The sequence below is a fragment of the Carboxylicivirga mesophila genome (genome assembly GCF_018271975.1).
Lineage (GTDB): Bacteria > Bacteroidota > Bacteroidia > Bacteroidales > Marinilabiliaceae > Carboxylicivirga > Carboxylicivirga mesophila.
Genome location: NZ_JAGUCN010000009.1, coordinates 127,272 through 146,804 on the forward strand (window position 1 = coordinate 127,272; position 19,533 = coordinate 146,804).

The 19,533-nt window shown below is 39.1% G+C and carries 16 protein-coding genes; 1 reads left to right on the forward strand and 15 read right to left on the reverse strand.

Features of this window, described 5'->3' with window-relative positions:
* Positions 1 to 83 precede the first annotated feature (83 nt).
* From hydF to KEM09_RS09670, 10 genes are all read right to left on the reverse strand, one after another.
* Positions 84 to 1,307: a [FeFe] hydrogenase H-cluster maturation GTPase HydF gene (gene hydF, locus KEM09_RS09625; protein ID WP_212227900.1), complete on the reverse strand. Its 1,224-nt coding sequence runs from the start codon at positions 1,305 to 1,307 to the stop codon at positions 84 to 86.
* A 383-nt stretch (positions 1,308 to 1,690) separates the two neighbouring features.
* Complete coding sequence (locus tag KEM09_RS09630; protein ID WP_212227901.1) at positions 1,691 to 2,038, reverse strand: hypothetical protein; 348 nt, start codon at positions 2,036 to 2,038, stop codon at positions 1,691 to 1,693.
* A 137-nt stretch (positions 2,039 to 2,175) separates the two neighbouring features.
* Complete coding sequence (locus KEM09_RS09635) at positions 2,176 to 5,379, reverse strand: two-component regulator propeller domain-containing protein (RefSeq protein WP_212227902.1); 3,204 nt, start codon at positions 5,377 to 5,379, stop codon at positions 2,176 to 2,178.
* A gap of 86 nt (positions 5,380 to 5,465) precedes the next feature.
* On the reverse strand, positions 5,466 to 6,434 hold the full coding sequence (locus tag KEM09_RS09640) for a hypothetical protein (protein WP_212227903.1): 969 nt from the start codon (positions 6,432 to 6,434) through the stop codon (positions 5,466 to 5,468).
* Positions 6,435 to 6,436: 2 nt separating this feature from the next.
* Positions 6,437 to 7,840: a PKD domain-containing protein gene (locus tag KEM09_RS09645; protein WP_212227904.1), complete on the reverse strand. Its 1,404-nt coding sequence runs from the start codon at positions 7,838 to 7,840 to the stop codon at positions 6,437 to 6,439.
* 9 nt (positions 7,841 to 7,849) lie between these two features.
* On the reverse strand, positions 7,850 to 8,785 hold the full coding sequence (locus tag KEM09_RS09650; RefSeq protein WP_212227905.1) for a PorP/SprF family type IX secretion system membrane protein: 936 nt from the start codon (positions 8,783 to 8,785) through the stop codon (positions 7,850 to 7,852).
* Positions 8,782 to 10,518: a T9SS type B sorting domain-containing protein gene (locus KEM09_RS09655; RefSeq protein ID WP_212227906.1), complete on the reverse strand. Its 1,737-nt coding sequence runs from the start codon at positions 10,516 to 10,518 to the stop codon at positions 8,782 to 8,784. The genes KEM09_RS09650 and KEM09_RS09655 overlap by 4 nt, the downstream gene beginning before the upstream one ends.
* 362 nt (positions 10,519 to 10,880) lie before the next feature.
* Positions 10,881 to 11,279, reverse strand: a complete 399-nt coding sequence (locus KEM09_RS09660) for an HIT family protein (RefSeq protein ID WP_212227907.1) — start codon at positions 11,277 to 11,279, stop codon at positions 10,881 to 10,883.
* A gap of 11 nt (positions 11,280 to 11,290) precedes the next feature.
* On the reverse strand, positions 11,291 to 11,755 hold the full coding sequence (greA, locus tag KEM09_RS09665) for a transcription elongation factor GreA (protein WP_212191615.1): 465 nt from the start codon (positions 11,753 to 11,755) through the stop codon (positions 11,291 to 11,293).
* A gap of 317 nt (positions 11,756 to 12,072) precedes the next feature.
* On the reverse strand, positions 12,073 to 12,483 hold the full coding sequence (locus KEM09_RS09670) for a hypothetical protein (protein ID WP_212227908.1): 411 nt from the start codon (positions 12,481 to 12,483) through the stop codon (positions 12,073 to 12,075).
* Between the two features lie 176 nt (positions 12,484 to 12,659).
* On the opposite strand from KEM09_RS09670, the gene KEM09_RS09675 reads away from it, so the two are divergent.
* Complete coding sequence (locus tag KEM09_RS09675) at positions 12,660 to 13,091, forward strand: Rieske (2Fe-2S) protein (RefSeq protein ID WP_212227909.1); 432 nt, start codon at positions 12,660 to 12,662, stop codon at positions 13,089 to 13,091.
* 134 nt (positions 13,092 to 13,225) lie between these two features.
* On the opposite strand, the gene KEM09_RS09680 is transcribed toward KEM09_RS09675, so the two are convergent.
* The 5 genes from KEM09_RS09680 to KEM09_RS09700 form a co-directional block, all read right to left on the reverse strand.
* On the reverse strand, positions 13,226 to 14,170 hold the full coding sequence (locus tag KEM09_RS09680) for a pyridoxal-phosphate dependent enzyme (RefSeq protein WP_212227910.1): 945 nt from the start codon (positions 14,168 to 14,170) through the stop codon (positions 13,226 to 13,228).
* 3 nt (positions 14,171 to 14,173) lie between these two features.
* A complete protein-coding gene (locus KEM09_RS09685) occupies positions 14,174 to 14,404 on the reverse strand; it encodes a putative signal transducing protein (RefSeq protein WP_212227911.1) in 231 nt (76 codons plus the stop codon).
* Positions 14,405 to 14,858: 454 nt separating this feature from the next.
* The gene (locus KEM09_RS09690) at positions 14,859 to 16,772 is read right to left on the reverse strand and encodes a TonB family protein (protein ID WP_212227912.1); all 1,914 of its coding nucleotides are present in this window, start codon (positions 16,770 to 16,772) and stop codon (positions 14,859 to 14,861) included.
* A gap of 81 nt (positions 16,773 to 16,853) precedes the next feature.
* Entirely contained in the window at positions 16,854 to 17,933 is a 1,080-nt protein-coding gene (gene carA / locus KEM09_RS09695) for a glutamine-hydrolyzing carbamoyl-phosphate synthase small subunit (RefSeq protein ID WP_212227913.1), read from the reverse strand.
* Positions 17,934 to 18,191: 258 nt separating this feature from the next.
* Positions 18,192 to 19,532 (reverse strand): citrate/2-methylcitrate synthase, encoded by a 1,341-nt coding sequence (locus KEM09_RS09700; protein ID WP_212227914.1) that lies wholly within the window; start codon positions 19,530 to 19,532, stop codon positions 18,192 to 18,194.
* Position 19,533: the final 1 nt, after the last annotated feature.

Genomic DNA, 19,533 nt, shown 5'->3' on the forward strand with positions numbered 1-19,533 from the left:
GTTGTTTTCAACCCAACAAACCTACTTCAATATTCTGACATTTAATAAAGTAATTAGAATACAAATGGTTCATCGATGCCCGATTATAAATAATCGGGCGTTATCATATCTTTAGTTTTCACAAAGGGACTAATTGCCCTGTTATAAATTCCCTGCACATAAGCAATTGCCATGCCATAGTTGGTGATTGCTATATCATTGGCTTTGGCCGGACCAAGACGATTATGAAGCTGCTTGCGGGTTATCATGCACCCCCCACATTGGATAACCAAGGCATAATCATCAATCGGGCGCCCAACGTTATTGAGGCCCGCTACCACATCAAATTCGAGCTGACGGCCTGTATAAGCAGCTATCCACCTGGGTATTTTCACCCTGCCAATATCATCGCAGGCCACATGATGCGAACACGATTCTAGCATCAGCACCCGATCGCCGTCTTTGAGTTCATCAATTTTTGGTGTGCCTTTAAGGTAATTACTGAAATCACCCTTAAAGTGAGCCAGAAGTATACTAAAACTGGTCAATGGTATATCCTTAGGAATAGAAGCATCTGCCTTTAAGAAAATCTGGCTATCGGTTATTGCTAAAGAAGGTTTGATGTTTGTTTTGCGCAGGAAGGCGTCAACCTCCCGCTCTTTCAGTACAACACAAATAGCATCATTATCAAGAATATCACGAATAGCCTGTACCTGTGGCAATATTAACCGGCCTTCCGGTGCTTCAATATCAATAGGTGTTATTAACAAAACAATATCGCCATAACTAACCAAATCGCCCACTAGTGAAGGCACTGAATAAGCCGACTCAGGAATAGCTTCTTTTATCGCTTTGATTAAAGGCTCTGCATCTCCATTAAGGGCATTAAAAGGAACCACTGATAAACATCCCAGCTCATGACACTTATGGCTAAAAACAGCAGTAGATTCAACCAAATCACATTTATTGTGGACAACAATAAAGGGTGTATCCTGATCATTAAATTTCTCCACAAGAGACATCTCTTCATCGGACCACTCGTTATTTGTAACCACCAATATAGCCAAGTCAACGAGCTTAATGGCTCCAATGGTTTTCTTGATTCGCTGTTGTCCTAAATCACCAACATCATCAATACCTGCCGTGTCAATGAGCACCACTGGACCAAACCCAGAGATTTCAAACGACTTTTTAACCGGATCGGTGGTTGTACCTGCATGGTCTGATACTATTGCAATATCTTGATTAGCTATTCTGTTAATGATGGAGCTCTTCCCGTTATTACGACGGCCAAAAAGTCCAATATGAGGTGTTCTTTCTCTACCCATCCCGATTAGTTGCGATTGTATGCAAATTTAAAAATAATAATTTCAATTTAATACACACTTAAACAACTACCATTGTGCTGCTTACAACTCAGAGTGAAAAACAACAATAAAAAAAATGATAATAATGTCACCCCTTTTATTAAATGGAGTGTCTATATAACTGAATGCGAAAGCGTATTAAGCTATTGGCGTAAGTGAATAGTTTCTCATGGGTTTAGAAGGGCTGTGGATTTTTCATTCTTTTTAATACACTAAAGGTTTAAGCAAATACTAGGATATTCCACAGCCCGCTTTTTTTGTAGCATATTTAAAGATGGAATGGGCAACATTTTATCCCTTAAACAATTAACCTCAAGAGGGGATTACTAAGTAATCCTCTTTTTTTAGCTCACAAATCCCATCATATTCTGATTCATAAAAATACGATAAGTCAGGCTGTCGATTTGCTTGAAAGGCAGCACTGCCATATGATCAAATTTAAGATGGTGCTCAAATGGTAATAGAATCTCATCGATATTTTTGGCGTATGCAGGATACAACTCTTTTAGTCTTTTACAGGTTTGTCGAACGATTTCCACTTTTACATCATTTTCCTCATGTGGCGTGGCTATGGCAGCCAGTCGATCTTTGACGGTATTTAAAACATGAATTTTTGTTGCTTTCTCCGATTCGATGTCACTCCATATGGTTGCCGCCTTCTGGACGAGCTTATTTAAAATGATATTTTTCATTGTTATGCCTGGTTTTGTGTTTCTTTACTTATTAATAGCAAAAAACACAAAACGTAACACTTTTTAGTAAATTTTGGACGCAAAAAAAGCTGCATCACACTGAGCAGCTTTACTTTAGCTTTTTTATCATATTATATCTATAGCTTCACACCTATAAACAGTACATCATCAATTTGTTCCAGTTCCCCTTTCCAGTTCTCAAAGTTTTCTTTAACAGTTGTAAACTGCTCCTCGCCAGATTGTTGATACATATTATGAATCAGGTTTTGAACACCTACCTTCATAAACTTCTTACCCAATGGGCCACCAAACTGGTCGGGATAACCATCAGAAAACATATAAATCTGATCACCTCGTTTGCAATTATACTCCACATTCATGTATGGACTCAGTTGCGCATCGTAACTATCTCCAATACTTCTCCGGCTTCCTTTATAAATTGTCAGTTCATCATCAATTATAAGATAAACAGGACGTTTAGCCGATGCCAACCTCACACGTCTGGTGGGTATGTGCACCTCTAACACAGAAATATCCATACCGTCCATACTTTCATTACCCTGGTTTTTCTGAAGCAACTTCTTAACCTCTTCATCTAGCTTTTCAAGTATAGCAGCAGGTGAATCAATGGATGGTAAGCGGTATATATCATTTAAGATAGTTGTTCCGATCATTGACATAAATGCACCAGGAACTCCATGACCTGTACAATCCGCACAACAAGCTATGAAGTAGTCTTTAGAGCGATTAAACCAATAAAAATCACCACTTACGATGTCGCGAGGAAGGAAATAAACAAAAGATTCGGGAAACACGTTCATCAAATCATCCATAGAAGGTAAGATGGATGATTGAATCTTTTTTGCATAATTGATACTGTCGGTTATATCCCGGTTCTTTCTTTCAATTTCAGCCTTTTGCTCTCTTAACACAACTGTTTGAGAAGCCACCTCCTGTTGTAACAATAGCTTTTGACGAATTAAAGCTTTCTCCCGAAATTTCATCAATCCATAAATGGCTAATACTATAAGACAGCCTGCTAAAATTAGAAACCAGGTGGTAAACCAGAATGGTGGCGCTACCTCAGCGGTAATAACCCGCGACAAACTGCTCTCCTGTCCATCTGCATTGAAAGCTCTCAATCGTATTTTATAACTACCTGGCCTCAGATAATCAATCTCCTTACTATTTACTTCATTCAGCTTCGACCATTTCACAGACTCACCATCCTCACCTTCTTCTTCGATCTTGATTTCGTAGCCGACTTCCTCAGGGTTTTTAAAGCTGATTGCTCTAAACTCTAATCTGAGTTTATAATACCCTTTTCCATATGGGTATTTCAACTTCAGTCGATTGGTCAATGGTATTGATTCATCATTCAAATACAAAGCCGTTAAATTGAGAATAGGAGCCACTGTATTTGGCCGATCATTCTCAGGTAAGTAATTTACCACGCCTTCATTTGATGTTAGCCAAATGGTGCCCTCATCATCCTGACGTACCTGATAAAAAACGCTGCCTAAGTCATCATTATGCCCATAGGTTGAAATAGTATGCCTTTTATCATTTACTGGTTCTATTCTTGAAAGCCCGCCATCATGGATAATCCATAAACGCTTTTTAATATCCCGCTGTATCCCATAGCAAAAGTCTTTTTTAAGTCCATCGGCAGTTGTAATCTGTTGCTTAACACTTCCATTAACATAGCAAATGACACCTTCACCTTTTGTGCTAATCCAAAGCTTACCTTCATCGTCCTCAGCCATGCCAGTTACATCCATAGCCACTTCATCCTTCACCGGGTGACGTTCAATCCTGTCTAATGCTGTATTAATTTTACAAAGCCCTCCGTCTTTGGGTCCAACCCAAATATTTTTTTGCGAATCGACGTAAACAAAATTGATGTTATTATGCGACAAGCCATCTTTAATTTCGTAGTTCTTTACCTGGTTGGATTGTAAATCGATAATAAACAAGCCTCGCTGTGTTGCCAATAAAAGCTGGTTTTCATAACCAGCTATATCATTGATTCGCAATGCCAGCTGATCATTAAAGTAATTACGCTTTTTAAAGCGTTCAGAATTTTCCTCTTTGTAATACAATCCCTGGCTAGCAGTAGCCACCCATAATGTCCCGTCACTACTCTTGTAAAAATCAACTATCGCATCATTTGGTATACCGCCATATTGCGCATCATAATACCTGACATCAAAACACATTGGATCTGTTAGCACAAGGCCGCGTTCCAATCCAATCCATAAATTCTTACCTTCCTTAAATACGGACTGTGATTTGTAGTGAAATCCAATATCATGCATTTTATAGAATACAAAATACTGGTTGACCAGCAAAGATACGCCACTGCCTTTTGTTCCGAACCAGTAATTGCCTTCGCGATCGCATAATATATCGGTAACGTCGTTATTGCTTAATCCATTATTACTGGAGTATTTGAATGAATCAGAAAACTCACCGGTCACCGGATCAAAAAACAGACGAATCACCCCATTTCCAATAGTTGAAATAAGTATATGACCTTCAGCTTCCTCATAAATATCCGTTACTTCCTCTGATTGTATATTAAACTTTGTACAAAGGTTGTTGTCTGTAATATGCCTGACTCCTCCAGCTTGCTGACCTTCGCTATAGGAGTAAAAACCTTTTCCGCGTGTACCGATCCAATACTTATTGGTATTCTTACTCTTAACAATTGTATTGATCCATGTACTTGGAATGTCTGTGACTTTATCTATTTCAACCTCGTCAAAATTGGTGTCGAAATTAAATACAAATAAGCCTTTACGGGCGGTTCCAACTAATAATTGAGTAGGTGACAAGGCTTTTACAGTCGTATAATTCTTCCTGCCGAACTTCTTACGATCAAAAAACGTCTTAATTTCTCCTGATTGATCAATCCGAATTAAACCCTGTTTCTGGTCAACGGCCCAAATAGCTCCCTGTCCATCTCCCGTTATCCCAGATATTAGTTGGGATGCTCCTTCAATATCAAGCGTGGTAAATCGACCGTCTTCATAATACGATATCAAACCATTCTTATGCCCAATCCATAACCTGCCATTATGATCGAAATGCAGGCAATTGATATAATTATGCGCCAAGGAATCGGCAGTTGTATAGACATTGTAATCAATACCATCAAAACGAATAAGCCCTTCATCAGTACCCATCCACACATAGTCATTCTTATCCTGGGTCAAAGTAATAATGTCATTGTCAGCTAAGCCTTCTGATGTATTATATATTTTAAAATCAAACGATTGAGAAAACGCAATTAATGGCATCAAAAACCCTAGCATTAACAACCATATTATTTGTTTCATGAGCATTAATCTTATCATTAAATTTTAAAATTCACTATTTGACCAATTACCGGTTGACATGAGTCCTGAATACCTGAACAATAATATTACAATTCTTCAGCAGTTGGTTTACCCTTATACTTAGGTACACCACCAATTGGCACACTGTATGATTTGAGTAACTCACCATACTGGTTTTCGAAGTAGATAACTACGTTGTTGTTGCGAATATTTCCTGAAGGATGCTTTTTCATCTGAATATCTAACGAAGTATTGTACTCCTCCGGCTTTATTTGATAAACACTGGATATCCATTCATCATCGCCAGATATCTTCATCATATTACCCGCTGTAGCCACTGAACGAACAATGATCCAACCATCTCTGTCCCAGTCAAAATTCGTTTGTTTGATAGATACTATACTTGAATCATTGATATATGGGTAAATGTGAGATAATTCTTTGGGATTATCGTGCAAGCGAATGGTGTACTTATAATAGAAGGCATAACCACCTTCCACTTCAACTCGTTGTTGTTCTGATTTGCTCATAAACAGCTGATACATATTGCCATCGTCACCAGTAACGCCTTCCACAATTACCTTAAACACATGTCCTCCTTCTTCAGGCAGGTATTCGCCTTCGGATGGATTAATGGGTCCAAAGGTATACCATTTACCATCGTATTCAGGCTCATTCCCAAATGTTTTGGAAGCCAGTAGTGTCCCTTCGTCGTAGTTACCATCAAGGTTTAAAGTTTGGGCATCTTTGCTCGAACAACTACCTTTTCCTCCATAAATGCTAAAAGAGGTTTCAGTATCCCACTCACCTTGTATCTCGTCATTTTCACCTCCACAATCAGGATCATATACCTGAATATAAACAGGCGCAGTATGATTCTTTGGCACGGTGAAAAAGATAATCTGACAAAAATTGGCATCTCCCCACGAAGTCTCAGCATCGGCACCAAAAGTAATTAAGTTTGGGATGTTCTCATCGGCACCAGGCACAGGTTGCGCATTAGCCAATGTCACTGTCAATAAAAATATGAATGCTAGTTTGAGTAGTTTGGACATAATTATTCAATTACATTAATTTCTTTATAGGTACACATCTTCAAATTCGGATCATCTTTACTAATTGTACCGCATCTCACAATCTGCTTTCCTTTTGTTCGAAAAACATACTGAATAGTTACACCTTTTTGCCTGGTTCCATCTGGCAACTCCCAATAAAAGCCATTGGGTTCAAAGTCACCCAGATTCGATTCCAATGCATCAAGTGTTTGTGGCTCACCTACTCGCACATTATCAGGAGAGGTAATATATACTTGTACTTTCTTTTTAACTTCCTGATAAAAATCATTCAAAACGAATAGTTCTACATTCTCAATTGTATCTACCAGAAGCGACTGAACATGGTAGTTGCCGGGCTGTTTATACTGATGAATGACAGTATCTCCTTCGGCAGTTTGTCCATCGCCAAAATTCCAAACATATTTCAATGGTCCATCGCCCTTACCTCCCATTGTGTCATAAAACCGATAAGTAAACGTGTTTTCCTTCTGTTTGGTAGCTTGTCCGAACACAGGGAACAGTGTAATAAACTCATACAAATCATCATCACCAGCCCTGTCTGAAGCAAAGTAACCACTCTGCCCATCAGCACTAATATAGCAGCTAAATTCATTGGCAGCCGTATTAATACTATTACCCAGGTTAACAGGAGTTGACCAGCCTTCGTCCGTGCGAACGGTGTAAAATATATCCAGACCTCCTTCGCCTGCATGACCATTGGACGCAAAATACAATTTGCCACTTTGATGGTAAAAAGGAAAAACTTCGCCTCCTTCTGTATTTATGGCTGGACCCATATTCATGGCTGGACCCCAGCTATCACCATCTCTTTCTGATACGTAAATATCCGTTTGCCCATAACCACCCTCCTGATCTGAGACAAAAAACAGGTACTGACCATCGGAAGAAAGAGTGGGGTGAGCAGTATTATAACTGCGTCGAGAATTAAAAGGCAGGCTCTGCGCCCTGCTCATTCCCTTATTATCCATATTAGCAACAAATACCCCATGCAGGTTATCGCTATTCTTCGCCAGTCGCTGCTTGTTCTTGTATTGCGTTTCTGTAAAAAAAACTTCATTAAACTCAGGATAAAAGGCAATTGTAGAGGTGTGGTATGGTGAAAAATACTCCTGCTCATACTGCCTTTCATCCATCCATGACGAATCGCTTGCCTGCTGGATGGTAAAAAGGTTGTAAAAATTATTATTATCCTGATCAATTGGCTTATTCAGCCATTTGACATTTTTGTCTGAACTAAAATAGAGCAAAGAGTCATACACCATTGGGGCAATTTCACTTTGATTCTTTTTACAAAATGGCAGCCTTTTAACACTCACTCCCTGAGCTTCTGCTATCTGAAAAGTAAGTGTAAGCAATACGCCTAATAGAAATATTTTCTGATGCATAGATTCGGTTTAGAAGAATTTAGGATTTGGTGTTTTTACTTTATATCCGAAATCGTATTGAATAGCAATTTCGTGTGTTCCATTATTGAATGAGCTTATCTCTCCTGTGGTATAGTCCAAACTGTAGGAGAACCTCAGCTGTGGTGTTACCTGATAAGCAAGCATGGCCACTATATCCTTGGTCGTTCGGTAGGCCGCACCTACCCATATCATATTGTCATAGATAACAGAGGCATTCAAATCAAGGGAAGAACCGAACTCAGGATTAATCCGTGCCATAAAACTGGGTTGAAGATGCCACCTGTCAGCCATTTCGAACAGATACCCGGCGGTTGCCAGATAATCGGCCTTATTCAACGCAAAGCTATTAGACCCACCTTCAATGTAGGGGTCGTAGTAAAAGAAATTGGGAATTGAGAAACCTGCAAAAAAGCGGTTGGAATACCAGGCTGCACCAAATCCAATCATTGGCGCAAAGTTTGACTCGTTGTTAGCAAAAACATTATCCAACTGTCCCGATGCACCTCCTAACGTGGCCACATCTGTCCAATTGGCATTATAAAAACCACCTCCACCATTAATACTAAAAGCCAGTTTTTGATGATTGGCCAGTTTTATCCGGTAGGTATACGAAAATGTAAAGCCCGTTTCCTTATTAACACCATACTGTTGGTTATACACCTCGAAGCCAAGTGCCACATTCTCATTCTTCAGGGCCGAATGCATACTGAATAGCATGGTACCAGGGGCGCCTTCAAAACCAGCCCATTTCTTACGATAACCACCATATAACGATAAGACCTCCCTGTTACCAGCAAAGGCTGTATTCAGTGCATAACGGTTATGCATATACTGACTCATCACAATATCCTTCTGAGCCATGATAGGCGCAACTGTAAGGAGCATAAGTACCAGTAGTGTTAGATTTATGGTTAGTTTTCTCATTTTGTGCTCCCTTTTATGATTAGGTAATTCTTTATTGGCTCAATACCATTGCCGGTAAATATGTAGTAATAGGTACCATCCTTTCGCTCTCCGTTATTCTGGTAGCCATCCCAGCCTTCAAGCGTGGCAGCATTTCTCATAAACTCCTTGGCTTCATACACCACCTTACCGGTCACATCAAACACTACCAGTTTATTATTCTCCACATTTGCTGCCCCACCAATCATGAAAGTTTCATTAGTATTATCTCCATTCGGAGAAAAACCCGTTGTTTGATAGATCTCATTCACACGTATCAGCTTTTCTGCTATTACGGTAGGACAAACACCATTCTCTATAGTGCAAATAACCTGGTTATCACCTAGCGACAGATTTTCTATGGTTACCATCACTGGCACACTAGATTCATCAACAGAAACATCCTCTTGCCTGTTCCAGCTATATGGCATGCCTTCCAACCCGGTTGTGGCAAACGTTAATTCTTTATCAAGATAAACAGTGGTGTCGTTGCCTAATGAAACATTCTTTGGCATCTTATTAAACTCAACGGTGACAAAACTCTCGCCTTTGCATGTTGGATTATCAGTTACATATTCTCTAAACCTAAGATCATAACTTTCGTAGGCCCACTGAACCGCCTCATTCACTCTTACTTTAGTGGTTGTACTATTAATATCATCAAAATTAATTCCGCTACCATCACTGCTGCCTAATGATGACCATTCGAATGAATTACCACTGTCGAACGATTGTACAACTAAGGTAGTGTCGGAACCACATTTTACCTCATCAATAAACTCAATAATTGGCTGTGGCTGACGATCAACCGCTAATACCAGGGCTTCATTAATCACTGCATCACACCCTTCACTATCAATAAGGGTTTGCATGGTATAGGTCAATTCACCAGCTCCTGATGGTAAAAGCTCAATATTCTGATTTGATGATGCTAAGACTTCAGAGTAGTCATTTGTTCCGTCTGTATAGTAAAGTGTTAAATCATACCTGTTATTTGGGTTACCATTCACCTGCAAAACACCATTCTCGTTACTACAAATTCTGTCGTTGACAAACTTAAAGGTGGCACTTGGCATAGCAACGTCAGTTACCGGTATTGTTTTATTATACCTTGCCACACATTCTCCATTCGTCACCTCATAAGTGATGGTATAATCGCCAACAACATCGGCATCAAATATGGCTTCGGTACCTGATTTGGATAGAAATGTACCAACACCAGTATGGTACCAATCAATGCTGGTGTAATCACCTCCCGGATCGGCAGTTAAGCTTGTTTCTTTACGGCAGGTTTTAGTTATATCGTCAATAATCGGTACGGGAAGTGCGTCGATTGTTATTTCTTGATAGGTATTTTCAATGTTTTCGATTTCAGTTCCATTGTCTTTTACGTATAATAGTTGAAAATAACCATTCGTGTAAAATGATAGTGGGATATCTACAACTGTCTCTCCACCAGGGTTACCTATTACATCAATATCGCGACTCTCTTGAGGTATTCCAGTCCCAAAGGCATCAAACTCATATCTATAGCTATAAGTCCCTGAACCACCTAATGTAAGTTTTACATTCACCTTAACAGCTCCAGCACCATCTTTCTCATCTTCACAAAAAGCAGTCTGACTATATTCAACTATAGCTGTCGATTGCGCATAAGCTTTTCCTGCTCCTACACTGAGTAGAAGCACAATAAGCACTAGTAGATTATTTTTCATCCCATTAGTATTGTTAGCAAACGTACATCCCCAAAACTGCTCAACAATGATAATCTTATACGCTTGATAATTAATAATGTTCCATCACTTACAAACATAATTAAAAAAAGGCGAAATGAGATGATTTTAGCCACTCACAGGAGCTACTTTACCCATACAATTGATGTATTCGTCAAAAAAAGGCCTTGACATCCGAAAGTACGCATAACATCTAACGCTTGAGGCGATCAGCAGAGACCGACCTAATGAGGGGATTTACGGCTGCACTATGACTCAAACGCCCATATGCTAACGAACTAATTAAAGAACATAAAAAAGGCTGCTCAGGGCAGCCTAGTAATTTCTATGATTGTTTTTTTTTATTATAAGTTAACTTGCTCACGAATAGCTTTCGCTATCGCCTCAAATTCATCTGCAGACAGCTTAAGCTTTGGATTTCTAAAGTTAATGTCAGCTTCACTATTCATCGGAATCAAATGGATGTGCGCATGAGGCACCTCAAGCCCTAAAACAGCCACACCAACACGTTTGCAGTCAATCACCTGCTTCTGAGCAATGGCAACCTTTTTGGCAAACACATTCATGTCAGCCAAAAGATTATCATCCAAATCAAACAAATAATCAGTCTCTTGCTTTGGCACTACCAAGGTGTGTCCTTTAGCCAGCGGATTGATATCCAGGAATGCAAAAAAGCGGTCGTCTTCAGCGATTTTGTAACATGGAATATCGCCATTAATTATTTTCGAGAAAATGGTTGACATGGCTCTTTGTGTTAAATTGATATTTCGATCACTTCAAAAGTCATCATACCAGAAGGCACCTGAATTTCCACCTGATCACCAACTTTTTTGCCTAATAATCCTTTTGCAATTGGAGTTGAAATAGAGATCTTACCTTCCTTCAGATTTGCCTCACTTTCAGGCACCAGCGTATAGGTCATCGTAGCCTTATTCTTCAGATTTTTGATTTTCACCTTATTCAACAACTGCACCTTTGAGGTATCAATGCGCGATTCATCAATGATACGACTGTTTGCGATGGTATCTTTTAATTTAGCTATACGCATTTCCAACAATCCCTGTGCTTCTTTTGCTGCATCATATTCTGCATTTTCAGATAAATCACCTTTATCACGAGCTTCAGCAATTTGTCTTGAAATCGAAGGTCGCTCATAAGTTTCCAATTGATGTAACTCGTCTTTAAGCTTCTTTAAGCCTCCTTCTGTTATATATTTCATCTCTTTAAATTTTAGTTATTATATCCATAAATACCTTGCCTGTATTGTCATCCTTCTATCTGAGAATTTCTTACCATGGCATGTTTCATGGCTTTAGTTTGTTTATGTCATAAGCAACATACAAATATTGCCCAGCGCTTAACTGAACAAGTTTTGCATTTCACTAAATCTTCGTGTAAAAATTTAATACGATTATAAAAAAATAAAAGAATTCTGATTTCCCAGAACTCTTTGATACAAATATATGAAAGTTAAAATGAAATTCAAAAAAGACCTATTCATCAATAAATCTTATTAAATATCAGCCAACTATCCTTCTACTCGTATGGTCGCTTCAGTATTTCTGAATAAATAACAGCTTGCCTTAAATCAATTTGTTCCTTATCAAAGAATGAGGCTTCATCAGATTCATCAACTTCCAGAACTATCGGAGCTGATGCCGGAACTGGCGCAGCCTTTTTTACATCTTTATTGAGTGTTCGAAACGGAGTTGTATGACTTTTTACCGGTGATTTTACAGCAGCTGGCTTTGGCTTTTCAACTTTTGGCTTCTGAAAGAGTTCTTTTAACTCGCCCATAATATCTTCTTCATCCATTGGATGATAGGTCGGTGCCTGTTCATCTGGTGCAGGCATTTGCTTTTTAGCCTGTTTTTGCTTTTTAAAGGCACTAAAAACTAAGGCAGCCAGCATTGCTAATATATACAGTATATTCCCTATATCATCCATAATCTTCGGTTTGAATATTGAGCCAAATTACCAATTTTAAGCGAACAATAACAAAAATAACACCTGATATCTTTAAGCGTACTGGCTTTTAGTATAAAAAAACACGCAAATGTTATAGTGCTAATTAGCCAACAATATTACATTCGCACCTACGTTTTAATGACAAATAATTGATGATGAAAAAGCTATTAACACTACTTTCAATATGCATATTGGCCCTTAGCTGTCAAAAAGATTCTGTTGAAATCATTCCTAATGTGCGATTCACAGCCGAAATCGATTTGGATAATCCACAATACACAGGCTATTCTTTTAAAGCAATTCGAGACGTGAAAGGTCGGAGAATAGGTATTAATGGCGTTGTCATATGCAAGCTAACACAGACTGAAATTTATGCATTTGACCTGATGTGTACACACCAACACGAAAAAACGGGTTATTTCTATGTTGATGTCGAACCCGGTAATGACATAGTAACCTGCCCGGAATGCAATTCTGAATTTATTATTTCATCTAAATACGGAGCTGTGATAAAAGGCCCCGCCAAATGGCCACTAAAAGTCTACCAGACATCGGTTAGCAATAATATCCTGCGCATTTGGAACTAACAGCGTATATATGGCATAGTATTTGCGTTAATCTGAATCTTGTCAGTAATTCAACATACTGAAGTAGCACACTTGTTACATTCCCCCTAAATGCCCCGGCTTTGTCGGGGCATTTTTAATAATCTGAATCTGGTTTAAAAAGGCAGGTTTTCCAGATCAACATTGCCTCCAGAAATTATGAGACCTACCTTTTGATTGGCAAAAACCTCTCTATTCTCAAGTATGGCGGCCAAAGGCACTGCCGACGATGGCTCAATAATAATCTTCATACGCTCCCACACCATACGCATGGCTATACGGATGCTTTCTTCATCAACCACCAGTATATCATCCACTTTATTCTTTATTATCTCAAAAGTCAAAGTCCCTAGTGATGTTCTTAAGCCATCCGCTATGGTATTAGGATTGTTAACAGGGAGAAACTTACCTGCTTTAAAGGAGCGATAGGCATCATCGGCCATTTTAGGCTCGCCAGCCATGACCTTAACTTCAGGAAATCGTTCTTTCACATAGGTTGCTGTACCACTTAGCAGGCCACCTCCGCCTACCGGCGTAATGATGGTATTTAAATCACCTTGCTGACTGAGTAATTCCATGGCTGCAGTTCCCTGCCCGCAAATAACCTCCCACTGGTTATATGGATGCACCATTGTAGCACCGGTATCACGAACCACCTGTTCTAATGTCGATTCTCTTGCCTCAAGCGTTGGCTTGCAAAATGTTATTTGAGCACCGTAGCCCGCTACAGCTTTCTTCTTAATTTCAGGCGCATTTTCGGGCATCACAATATAAGCCTTTGCACCATTCTCCCGCGCCGCCAAAGCTAATGCGGCTGCATGATTGCCTGACGAATGAGTTGCCACACCTTTTGCTTTATGAGCATCTGTTAATGACAATACTGCATTACATGCTCCACGGTATTTAAATGCGCCAACTTTTTGCAGGTTTTCGCACTTAAAAAACAATTCGCAACCAACAATCTGATTAATACTCTTGCTTGTAAAAACAGGCGTCTGATGAATATGACTTTTTATACGGTCGTAAGCAGCAATAACATCTGCAGCCAAAGGCAAATTCATAATCTATCGCTTTAACTCATTGACAAATTGCTCAACAATCTCGCGCGCCCTAAGCTCATCTTTAGCCATTACATACAAATCAACGGATGTTACTGTACCGGCTACAAATCCGGCTGAAACACCAGACTCAAAATCATTCTTAATCATTGACTCGATACCTTTGTCTGCTAATACGTTTTTAAGATGCGACACTGTTAATTCAGTATCTGAATAAATATTTACAATATCCGTCATAACGTTGAATTTATTAGTTGATAGCGTGCAATACGCACCCAATAAAGATATCATAATTAAGATAGTTAGTTCGAATAATTTGTTAGAAAGTTGATCTTATCTATGAACTGTCTGAAGCGGCTCAAAGCTAAAGCGCCAACACTTTTTAACGTTATCTCACTCTAATAATGCCACTTACGCCGAATACATGGCACGCATTTTGATTTACAATGAGCGAACCAACAAAGTTATGGCTATGACACGAGTAGAAAAAACAGCTTATTATCGCACGTTAATTTTGGGACTGGTAACAATTGCTTTACAGGCCCTATTGATGGCAGTATTTATATAGGCCTTGAAACAATGCAAGGCCTTAATATCGATTCATCCAAGTAGGTTAACGGAAGGCAGACAATACATGTAAGTATTTCGCTGGTACGCTATTTATATTCGCTCTGCACCTTCATCATAGCTATTATAGACTGTTAACATACTCAAAACGGTAATCATCCAACATATTCGAGTATGCTGAACTGTTAATCTTCGGGTCCAGATCAAGTTTGGAAGATTTAAGAATTTCACCCGGAATTAGAAAGTTAACTTTTATTTCAGGGGCATTAAGAGTCATCGACTTGCCGTTTTCAGAATATTCTCCTGAAATATAATTCCCTTTTTTATACTTCTCCACCAGACTAATATTGTTGGATAAAGTCAGTCCCCACTCACCTTCACGAAGTTTATTCTGCTGTTCGCCATAAATGGTGACAGTATCGGCATGGTTATACACAGGCACCTTAAATTGCCAGGTTCCGTTACCATCTTTCAACACCTGCTGCCTTGCACTATCGAATGAGCTTAAAACCTCAAATGACTGTCCACTAACATTTAGGAGATGCTGAGAACTTCCATCTTCATAATAAAACTTCCAGAGTCCCAATGGCATATCATTCTCAAACAGATACTCACTCTTGAGTTGTCCGTTAGGGTAGTAAAACTGAAAGACACCATCTTTATTTCCATAATTTAAGTGCCCGGTAGCGTAGAGTGTTCCATCCATACGATAATCCTGATATGCTCCTTCAATCCTTAAACTATTCGCAATCTTGGCCAAACGGTAATAACTGGCGTATGCAGGAATGGTAAGTTCCCATTCGTTATTATAAAAGAGTTTTGCACATTTGCTATAGCTTATAATTTCAGGATGAAGGTACGTTGATGACGACCTGATTTGCTTGTAAATGCCCGCATAATCCTTTTCATCCGTATGCCCAAGTAATTTAAGGGCATTTTGTCGCTGTTGATAAGCTTCAATGGCAAACGGATTACGTACCAGGTATTCAGAACTTACCCGAAAAGCTTCATTGGCATCCATTGCTGCAATCTCTTCATATTCTTCAAGCAATTGACATTCTGAGAAATTCAATTGTTCAATTCTGAAACTGATGGGCAATATGTGCGACGAATGGATAGGCTTCCCATTCACTTTTGCAGGTTCCACCCACTTTTCTTTTGTCAGTTCAATCAGCCTTAAAGCTTCTTGATCCAACTCGTCCGAAACCGAGTGCAGAACCTTAATATTCTGCATCTTTGCATCAGAAGTAATATCGAATTGCAGAAGCACCATTCCTTCCTCCTGCCTAAATAAGGCAGCATCCGGATAATTCAATTCGAGGCTAATGAAATTTACTAAGCTTGAATCATTTCCCACATTACAAACAGGCATCACAACATTTTCAACAGGAAAAACCGGATGATTAATTGGTCTTAAATCCTCATTATTACATTTGTAGAAAAAATAATTCTGACAGGATTTATTATGCTCCCTGGCATATAGCCAATCCAAACAGGCTTCCCGCTTCATCTTAAGATTGAACTTAGCTGCACCCCGACTAAAATAAAGGTTATACTTTTCGGGTTCGCGAGCCAATACGAAGTTATAATCTTTAATAGCACTTTTAAAATGCTGTGATTCAAGATGAATATTCCCGCGATAGTTACGATAGCGGGAATTATTGGGCTCCATACTAATAAGCAGATCAAAATAAAAAAGCGCATTATCCATCGCACCGCTTTTATCAAGAAACTGACCTTTCATATAGAAATACTGTGAATCAATAGGCTTATATACATATGCCTGCTCAAGTTCGGCGAGTGCCTGTTGATGATTCTTCAGATGATAGTTGATATAACTTTTCCTAACATAGGTATTACCATAATAAGGATTGTCTCTTTCGACTTCATCAAAATAATTGAGTGCTTCTGCATATTGCTTTGACTGATACATTTCCTCAGCCTTATTCCACACCTCCCAGTTTATCTGGGAAACAGCTGAATCAACACAGCAAAAAACAAAAAATGAAAGTAATAGAGGTAGGCGATAATTTTTCATAGGTGATTTAATTTCTCACCTAAAAATAATAAAAAAGAGCAACCAACAGCTGCTCTTTTTATCCCATATAAAATATTATTCTTATTTGCTTGCTTCAATATTCTTGATCAACTCATCAAACAGAAACTCAGTATCTGTTGGTCCGCTTGATGCTTCGGGGTGGAATTGTGTTGAAAAGAAAGGTTTTGTTTTATGCTTAATCCCTTCGTTTGTTTTATCATTAATGTTTACAAACAATGGCTCCCACTCATCACTCAAAGTATCATTATCGATGGCAAAACCATGGTTTTGACTGGTAATATAGCACGTATCTGTACCCACTTTTATAACCGGGTGATTATGTGCACGGTGACCATACTTCAACTTATAAGTGGAAGCTCCTGAGGCAATGCCCAACAGCTGATTACCTAAACAAATACCAAATATCGGCTTACCAATTTCAATCGCTTTCTGGATATGCTTGATAGTTACTTCGCACATTTGCGGATCACCAGGCCCGTTTGACAGCATAATACCATCATAGTCTTCCTGTGTAAAATCATAATCCCAAGGCACACGAATAACGGTTGTATCACGTTTCAATAAACAGCGAAGAATGTTGTTTTTAGCACCGGTATCAACCAGCACTACTTTGTGCTTACCGTTACCATACAATTTCTTCTCCTTCACGCTAACTTTAGCTACCAGGTTTTCTTTGTTAGGATCAACAAAATCAATTTCTTCTCCTTCCACCTCAATCTTACCAAGCATTGAACCCTTTTCTCGCAAAATCATGGTTAGGGCTCTTGTGTCGATACCAAAAATACCAGGTACTTTATTTTGAATCAACCATTCACGAAGGCTGTTCTCAGCATTCCAGTGACTATACTCAAAAGAATAATCTGAAATTACAAGTCCTGAAATATGAATGCGATCTGATTCATGAAACTTAGGAATCCCATTCTCTGTATCATTCTTAGGCACACCATAGTTTCCAATTAGTGGATAAGTTGAAACAAGGATTTGCCCTTCATACGACGGGTCGGTCAAACTCTCGGGATAACCTGTCATGGCGGTATTAAACACAACTTCACCAGCCACCGACTTATGGTATCCAAACGATTTTCCTTCGAAGACAGTTCCGTCTTCCAACACTAGCTTAATCTTTTGTACTTCAGGCATACCTTCTGATACTTAAATCTTTTACAATAAATTCTACACAAAAAATGCATTTATCCGTCCATTGGAATAAATGCATGCATAGGGCTTCCCTTATGCGGCACAAATGTAATAATTATTTACATTACCTCCGAATTTTTAAGCCTTGTTTGCATATTTATTACATATATTTTCACGTTACGCATAAGTATACAAAAAGAGGGACCCTGCAAATCTCCCCCATGCAAAGGTCCCTCATACCCAATCAACAAAAATTCTTCTTTATCTATTGTCTAATTCGATGTAATCAATCCTGTCGCATACATTTTTATAGGCCGGACGAATAATGCGTTTACTTGAGAAAGTCACTTCCTCTATTCGGTGAGCACACCATCCTGCTATGCGCGAAACCGCAAAAATTGGTGTATAAATTTCCTTTGGTATCTGTAAACAATCGTATACAAACCCACTGTAGAAATCGACATTGGCACAAATCACTTTTGCATTAGCTCCTTTAAAATCATAGAACACCTGTGGCGCCAGTCTTTCAATGGCAGCATATAAGTGAAACTCATCTAACCTGCCCTTTTCAATGGCCAGTGCTTCGGCCTTCTCTTTGAGCAGTACTGCACGCGGGTCTGAATTAGTATAGATGGCATGTCCAATACCGTATATTTTTCCGGTATTATCAAATGCTTCTTTCTTTAGTATCTTTAAAAGGTAAGCCTTAATCTCATTTTCATCGCGCCAGTTCTGAACATTGGCTTTAATGTTCTCCATCATGTCCATCACCTTTAGGTTAGCCCCTCCATGTAAGCCACCTTTTAGTGAGCCTAAAGCTGCTGCAATGGCCGAATAAGTATCGGTTTGTGCCGAACTGACCACTCGCGTCGTAAAAGACGAGTTATTACCTCCACCGTGTTCGGCATGTATTACCAGGGAAAGATCAAGTAAATCAGCTTCCAGCTTCGAATAGTTATCTCCCTTCAGCATATACAGAAAATTCTCTGCCGTACTCAATCCCGGTTGTGGATGACGTATGACCAGTGATTTTTTCTGAAAAGAATGGCGCATACCAAAATACGAGTAGGCCACAATGACAGGAAATTTGGCAATTAGACTAACTGCTTGTTTAACCAGATTTTCAGGTGACAGATCCTCAGCATTATCATCGGCTGTGTAAAGCCCAAGTACCGAGCGAGCCAGCATGTTCATGATATCTCTGCCACGCAGGGAGAGAATCATGTTCTTTGAAAAGAATGGTGGCAAATGCCTCTCCTCTTCCAACTCTGCTGTAAAAGCTTTTAATTCTTCAGAATTGGGTAAACTTCCTGATAATAACAGGTAAGCCGTTTCTTCAAAACCATGTCTTTTTTGCGACTGAAAACCTTTGGCGAGATCCTTAAGTTCTACACCCCGATAGAATAGTTTACCATCCTTTGGTACCAGTTTTCCATCAGCTTTATCGTAGCCCTCAACATCTCCAATAGTTGTTAATCCAACCAATACGCCTGAGAAATCGGCATTTCGCAAACCTCTTTTAACACTGAAATTATCAAATAATGACTTATCAATATCACTTGATGCAACCGCATCCTTCGCCAATTTCTCATACAATGTCATA